This is a genomic window from Bradyrhizobium sp. Mp27, assembly GCF_029953005.1.
GTDB classification, from domain to species: domain Bacteria; phylum Pseudomonadota; class Alphaproteobacteria; order Rhizobiales; family Xanthobacteraceae; genus Bradyrhizobium; species Bradyrhizobium barranii.
Window position 1 is genome coordinate 1 of sequence record NZ_JASAUS010000313.1, and the last position, 4,636, is coordinate 4,636.

Here is a 4,636-nt window from a genome sequence, read left to right on the forward strand (position 1 = left end):
TCGCGGTTGGAGGTGATGGGGTTGGCTTCACAACCGAATCCTACGCCGTATCAGCGCTTTACACCACGCTCGCCAGCCCTCAGGCGCACTCTTACGAATAAGACGGGCTAGTGTACGGGCTATTGCTGACGCTCAGCATGTCTAGCGGCCCCGAGCCGGTGTCCTGGTGGCAGCCAGAGCTGCTCCTGCTCGCGGCGCCGGGGGTGGGCCTTGTGGTCGGGGGTGCCAGCGCGTTCAAGGTGGCCCAGCTCTCGTCCGGCGGCCAGGCCGTCGCCCTGATGCTGGGTGGTGAGGAGGTGCCCGGCACGACCACCGACCCGCGCGAGAAGCGGCTGCTCAACGTCGTCGAGGAGATGGCGCTGGCCGCGGGCGTGCCGGTGCCCCCCGTCTATGTTCTGGCGGAGCCCGGCATCAATGCCTTCGCGGCCGGCTACGCGCCGGGCGATGCCGTAGTGGCCGTCTCCCAGGGCTGCCTCGACTACTTGACCCGCGACGAGCTGCAGGGCGTGGTGGCTCACGAGTTCAGCCACATTCTCAATGGCGACATGCGGCTCAACATCCGGCTGATCGGCCTGATCTTCGGGATCATGGCGCTGTCCATCATGGGCCGCATGCTCATGTTCGCGTCCGGCGGCCGCTCTTCGGGAAGGAATGATTCCCGTGGCGGCCTCGTGCTGCTGGGCCTGGGCGTGTTTGTGCTGGGCCTGGTGGGAGCGTTGTTCGGTCGGCTGATCATGGCGGCGGTGTCTCGGCAGCGCGAGTACCTGGCCGACGCCAGCGCCGTCCAGTTCACGCGCAACCCCGACGGCATTGGCGGGGCGCTCAAGAAGATCGGCGGGCTGGCCGAGGGGTCGCGCATCGACAACCCCCAGGCCGCCGAGGCCGGCCACATGTTTTTCGCCAACGCCTTCGCCGGCGAGGGGTTCGCCGGACTGCTGGCCACCCACCCGCCCCTCGTCAAGCGCATCCGCCGGCTCGATCCCCAGTTCAACGGCCAGTTCCCGGAGGTGCGGGCGGTCAGCTTCGATCGGGAAGAACCCGAAGGCCCCCGCCGCGTCCCGCCGTTCGCCAAAATGCCGAGGTTACCGGGGCTGCCGCAGGTGCCGTTACCGGTCTTGGGGTTCGCCGACGAAGCGGCGTCCCGGGTCGGCCACGTCGATCCGGGAGAAATTAGCTGCGCCCAGGCGCTGCACGACGGCATGCCCGACGTGCTCCGGGTAGCCGCCCAAGAGCCGTTCAGTGCTCGCGCCCTTGTCTACGCCCTTCTCCTGGACCCGCGGCCGGACCTGCGGGACCTCCAGCTGACCCAGCTGAAGGCCGGAGCTGAGCCGCAGGACTTCGCCGAAACCTTGCGGCTGGTCGCCCCTGTCCAGGCCCTGCCGGACACGCACCGGCTGCCTCTTCTGGACATGGCCATGCCCGCCCTGCGGCAGATGTCGCCCCGCCAGCACCGGACTTTCCGCGCGCAGGTCGAGGTCCTCATGATCGCCGACCCGCGGCTGAGCCTGTTCGAGTACACCCTCCGCTGTGTGCTGCATCGCCATCTCGACGCCCAGTTCCTGCCGCAGCGTCAGACGCGTCCAGTGCACAGCTCGCCGCAAAAACTGGCGCACCCGGTCGCGACAGTGTTGGCGCTGTTGGCTTGGGAAGGCCAGCCGAAACCCAACCAGGCCGCCCGGGCTTTCGATACGGGCATGCGCGGCTACATCGGCGGCGACCACACCCAACGCTTGCCGCCCCGCGCGGAATGCTCCCTCGCCGAGTTCGACGCGGCACTGCAAATGCTCAATCAATCCGTCCCGGCCATCAAGCGCCGGATCGTCGTCGCCTGCGCGACCTGCATCCTCGCGAACCAGCAGGTCACCCTCCGCGAAGCGGAGCTGCTCCGCGCCATTTGCGATACGCTCGACTGCCCGCTGCCGCCGCTCGTCGCGGGGGAAGCGGAAAGACGATGAACGACATCACAGCAAGGCTGTCTATGTCGCAGCACTCGATGACGCTCCACTCGAAATGCGTCAGCTCGTAGCACATCAAGCCCCTAGCGGAGGACTTGAACCACTCTCCGCTGATTTGTGCCAGAGTCAGTTGAGTATAGAACCTAGTCTAGAGCCTTGGCGCGCATTCCAATGTGTTGGGTGCGCTCAGGCGGTATCACGAAACGGCGCAGGTGGCAGTGGATGCCCAGCGAATCTTGCTGCCGCATGTCGAGCGCTATCCCGAAACCTACGGAGGGCTGACACGATTCATCGTGAATCCATTTTGCAGCGATACCGTGATGCTGCGGGAATAGCAGCGAACAGAGCGCTTGTTGAACGGGTAGCAACCGCCTTCGACCAGGACAGCGCAACTTCAACCGGATGTTCCGGGTAAGGGTCAAAACGCGAAAAACTCAACGAGAGCAAACTCAGTCCGCTAAGCCCCATTGAACGGACCTCAAGGGAGACTTCAATGATCCTCCCGTTGAAGAGATGCGCGCCAGATCGAACAGGGCATCGCGGCGGGGCTAAGATGCCTCGCGTTGACCATGATTTCGAGTTTACATTTGCCCAATCTGGGCGATGGCAGGGCAGTTGCAATGACGGCTCAGCCCCACAAGACCGCAAAAGAGGAGTACGAGGAGCAAGTTCGCATCCTCGTCCGTATCGTTTCAGCCTGCACTTTGGGGCTTCTCGCTTTCGCTGCGGGCCTGCTGATTGGGACCTTTCTGTTTTCGTGATCGAAGATGAGTGACCGGCCCTCCGGGCGCGGTTCTGTTTGGTTTGGGCTTCACGAAAGTTACAAGTTTCGCTTTGCCATGGATTTCGCACGATCACATGCGCGCCGCTGGACGACAGCGGCTTGATCCATGTCGTACGTCGTTAAGTATCAGCTGTCGCAACCTGCCTCCTTCGGAGGGGTCGACATCGCCGGGCTGCAATAAAAGCGGGCATCGGCCTAAGGGGCTGTTCTTCAGCCAACGTAGGGGGTAGAAGCGCCGCTCAACAAATGGAGCGGCAATGGCTAAAAAATTGAAGAAGATCGTTCGCCGCGAATACACTGCGGCCGACGTCAAGGAATTGCGCGCTCATTCGAAGGCTAGGACGCCTGTGGCGAAGATCGCAAAAGCGATGAAGAGAACTGAAGCGTCTCTTCGTCAAAAAGCGATGGCGCTCAGTATGCCGCTGGGGCACAGGCGCTAACTACAAAATGCGCGATACGTCAGCGGACTTTATGAATTCCGGTGCGCATCGTGCGTCTTGGCCTGACTTCGGAAACCGTCTCACGCGCCCTCTCCACGCTTCGCGGGGGTGGCGCACGATAGCACGGCCCAACGCTACGCGCTGGCGCTGGCCGCCCGAGAGCTGGCGTGGCCTGCGCTGTAGCAACTCGCCGATGCCGAGGATCTCAGCCGCCTCCAGCAGCAGCACTTGCGCAGTCGCCTCGCTGGCTGGAGCCTTGCGGAAAGCGCCAGCTGTTCGAACCTGTCGGCTTCGGGTCAAAATCCGCATTGACCGCCGCGAAGTCCAACTTCCGCTCTGCCCCTGTTAACGGACATCGTCAGACGGTCAGTCGGGTCCGCCACCAGTTGCAACTCAAAAAGACCCGCGCGCGAAGGGGAACCGAATGCGCTAGGTCGCATTTCTAGACGTACAGGCACACTTGCTACGTCAAGCTGACCCTTTCACGACAACTTCCGAAAGGATGGCGACCATGCCACGGGTGAAGCAAGCTGCGAAGCACGTACGCGCAACCAAAGCCGCCGCCGTCACGGCACTCGGTACGGCCGGACTGGGTCTCTCGCTGGCGGGGAGCGCATCCGCGCACACGATACCCACTGCTCATATCCCGCATTCTGACAACATCTCGCCCAATCAGCGCTTCGTTCTTGGCGAAGAGGAAATGGCCGACGTCAGTCTCGCCACGTTCTATCTCTTCGATAAGGAAAATGCTGGAAGCGACGTGCAGCTAGCCGCCGTTGTTGTTCGCCGAGGTTGCGGTGGCTGCCGTGGGTGCCGAGCTGTGCGTGGTTGCGGTGGCTGCGGGGGTTGCGGCGGCTGCTGCGCACGCTGGGGACGGTGCCGCTGGTGCTAAGTTCCACGACCTAGCGGATGAACGATAAAACTTAACGAACAATCGTGCGGGCATCTCCGCCGCAGGTCGGCGATGATATCCCCCCTGTAGCCTGCTTCTCAGTACATCCGTGAAACCGAAGCGTCGACCGATGTTATAGGGTCTTCAGATTTTCAGCGCTCGTCTTTCCGCGCCTCGGATCGGTCTTCTCCTCGAAGGAGACCTTCTGCCCCTCGGCTAGTCCATGAAGGCCCGCACGCTCGACGGCGCTAATGTGAACAAATACATCCGGCCCACCATTGTCCGGCTGAATAAAGCCAAAGCCCTTCTGGCCGTTGAACCACTTCACGACACCCGTTGCCATTATCCGTCTCCAACAATACCCACGAAAGAGTTCGTTACCCACAATCCGTGTGAGCAAATTCGATCCAGCGATGTCTTGGAAAGGCCCCCTCGGGGCGCGGCCATCAAGTCATTCAGAGCTGGCCCCGCAAATTCGGACAGTAGCTTGAGTGGATTTTCTGCCTGACAGCGGCGAGGATTCTTGCTGCGAATCAGGAGCGAAGATGACGAAGAAGAGCCGCCG

At 62.4% G+C, this 4,636-nt stretch carries 4 protein-coding genes and 1 pseudogene; 3 read left to right on the forward strand and 2 right to left on the reverse strand.

Annotation, left to right across the window (positions count from 1 at the left end):
- Positions 1-137: 137 nt before the first annotated feature.
- From QJT78_RS48685 to QJT78_RS48695, 3 genes are all read left to right on the forward strand, one after another.
- A complete protein-coding gene (locus QJT78_RS48685) occupies positions 138-1,955 on the forward strand; it encodes a M48 family metallopeptidase (protein ID WP_080587065.1) in 1,818 nt (605 codons plus the stop codon).
- Between the two features lie 563 nt (positions 1,956-2,518).
- The gene (locus QJT78_RS48690) at positions 2,519-2,716 is read left to right on the forward strand and encodes a hypothetical protein (RefSeq protein WP_157790167.1); all 198 of its coding nucleotides are present in this window, start codon (positions 2,519-2,521) and stop codon (positions 2,714-2,716) included.
- A gap of 280 nt (positions 2,717-2,996) precedes the next feature.
- On the forward strand, positions 2,997-3,179 hold the full coding sequence (locus tag QJT78_RS48695) for a hypothetical protein (protein ID WP_038945715.1): 183 nt from the start codon (positions 2,997-2,999) through the stop codon (positions 3,177-3,179).
- A gap of 105 nt (positions 3,180-3,284) precedes the next feature.
- Here the strand turns inward: QJT78_RS48695 and QJT78_RS48700 are convergent.
- Positions 3,285-3,440 (reverse strand): annotated as a pseudogene (locus QJT78_RS48700) (ATP-binding cassette domain-containing protein); the annotation flags it as partial.
- A gap of 764 nt (positions 3,441-4,204) precedes the next feature.
- The gene (locus QJT78_RS48705) at positions 4,205-4,414 is read right to left on the reverse strand and encodes a cold-shock protein (protein ID WP_038945713.1); all 210 of its coding nucleotides are present in this window, start codon (positions 4,412-4,414) and stop codon (positions 4,205-4,207) included.
- Between the last annotated feature and the right edge of the window lie 222 nt (positions 4,415-4,636).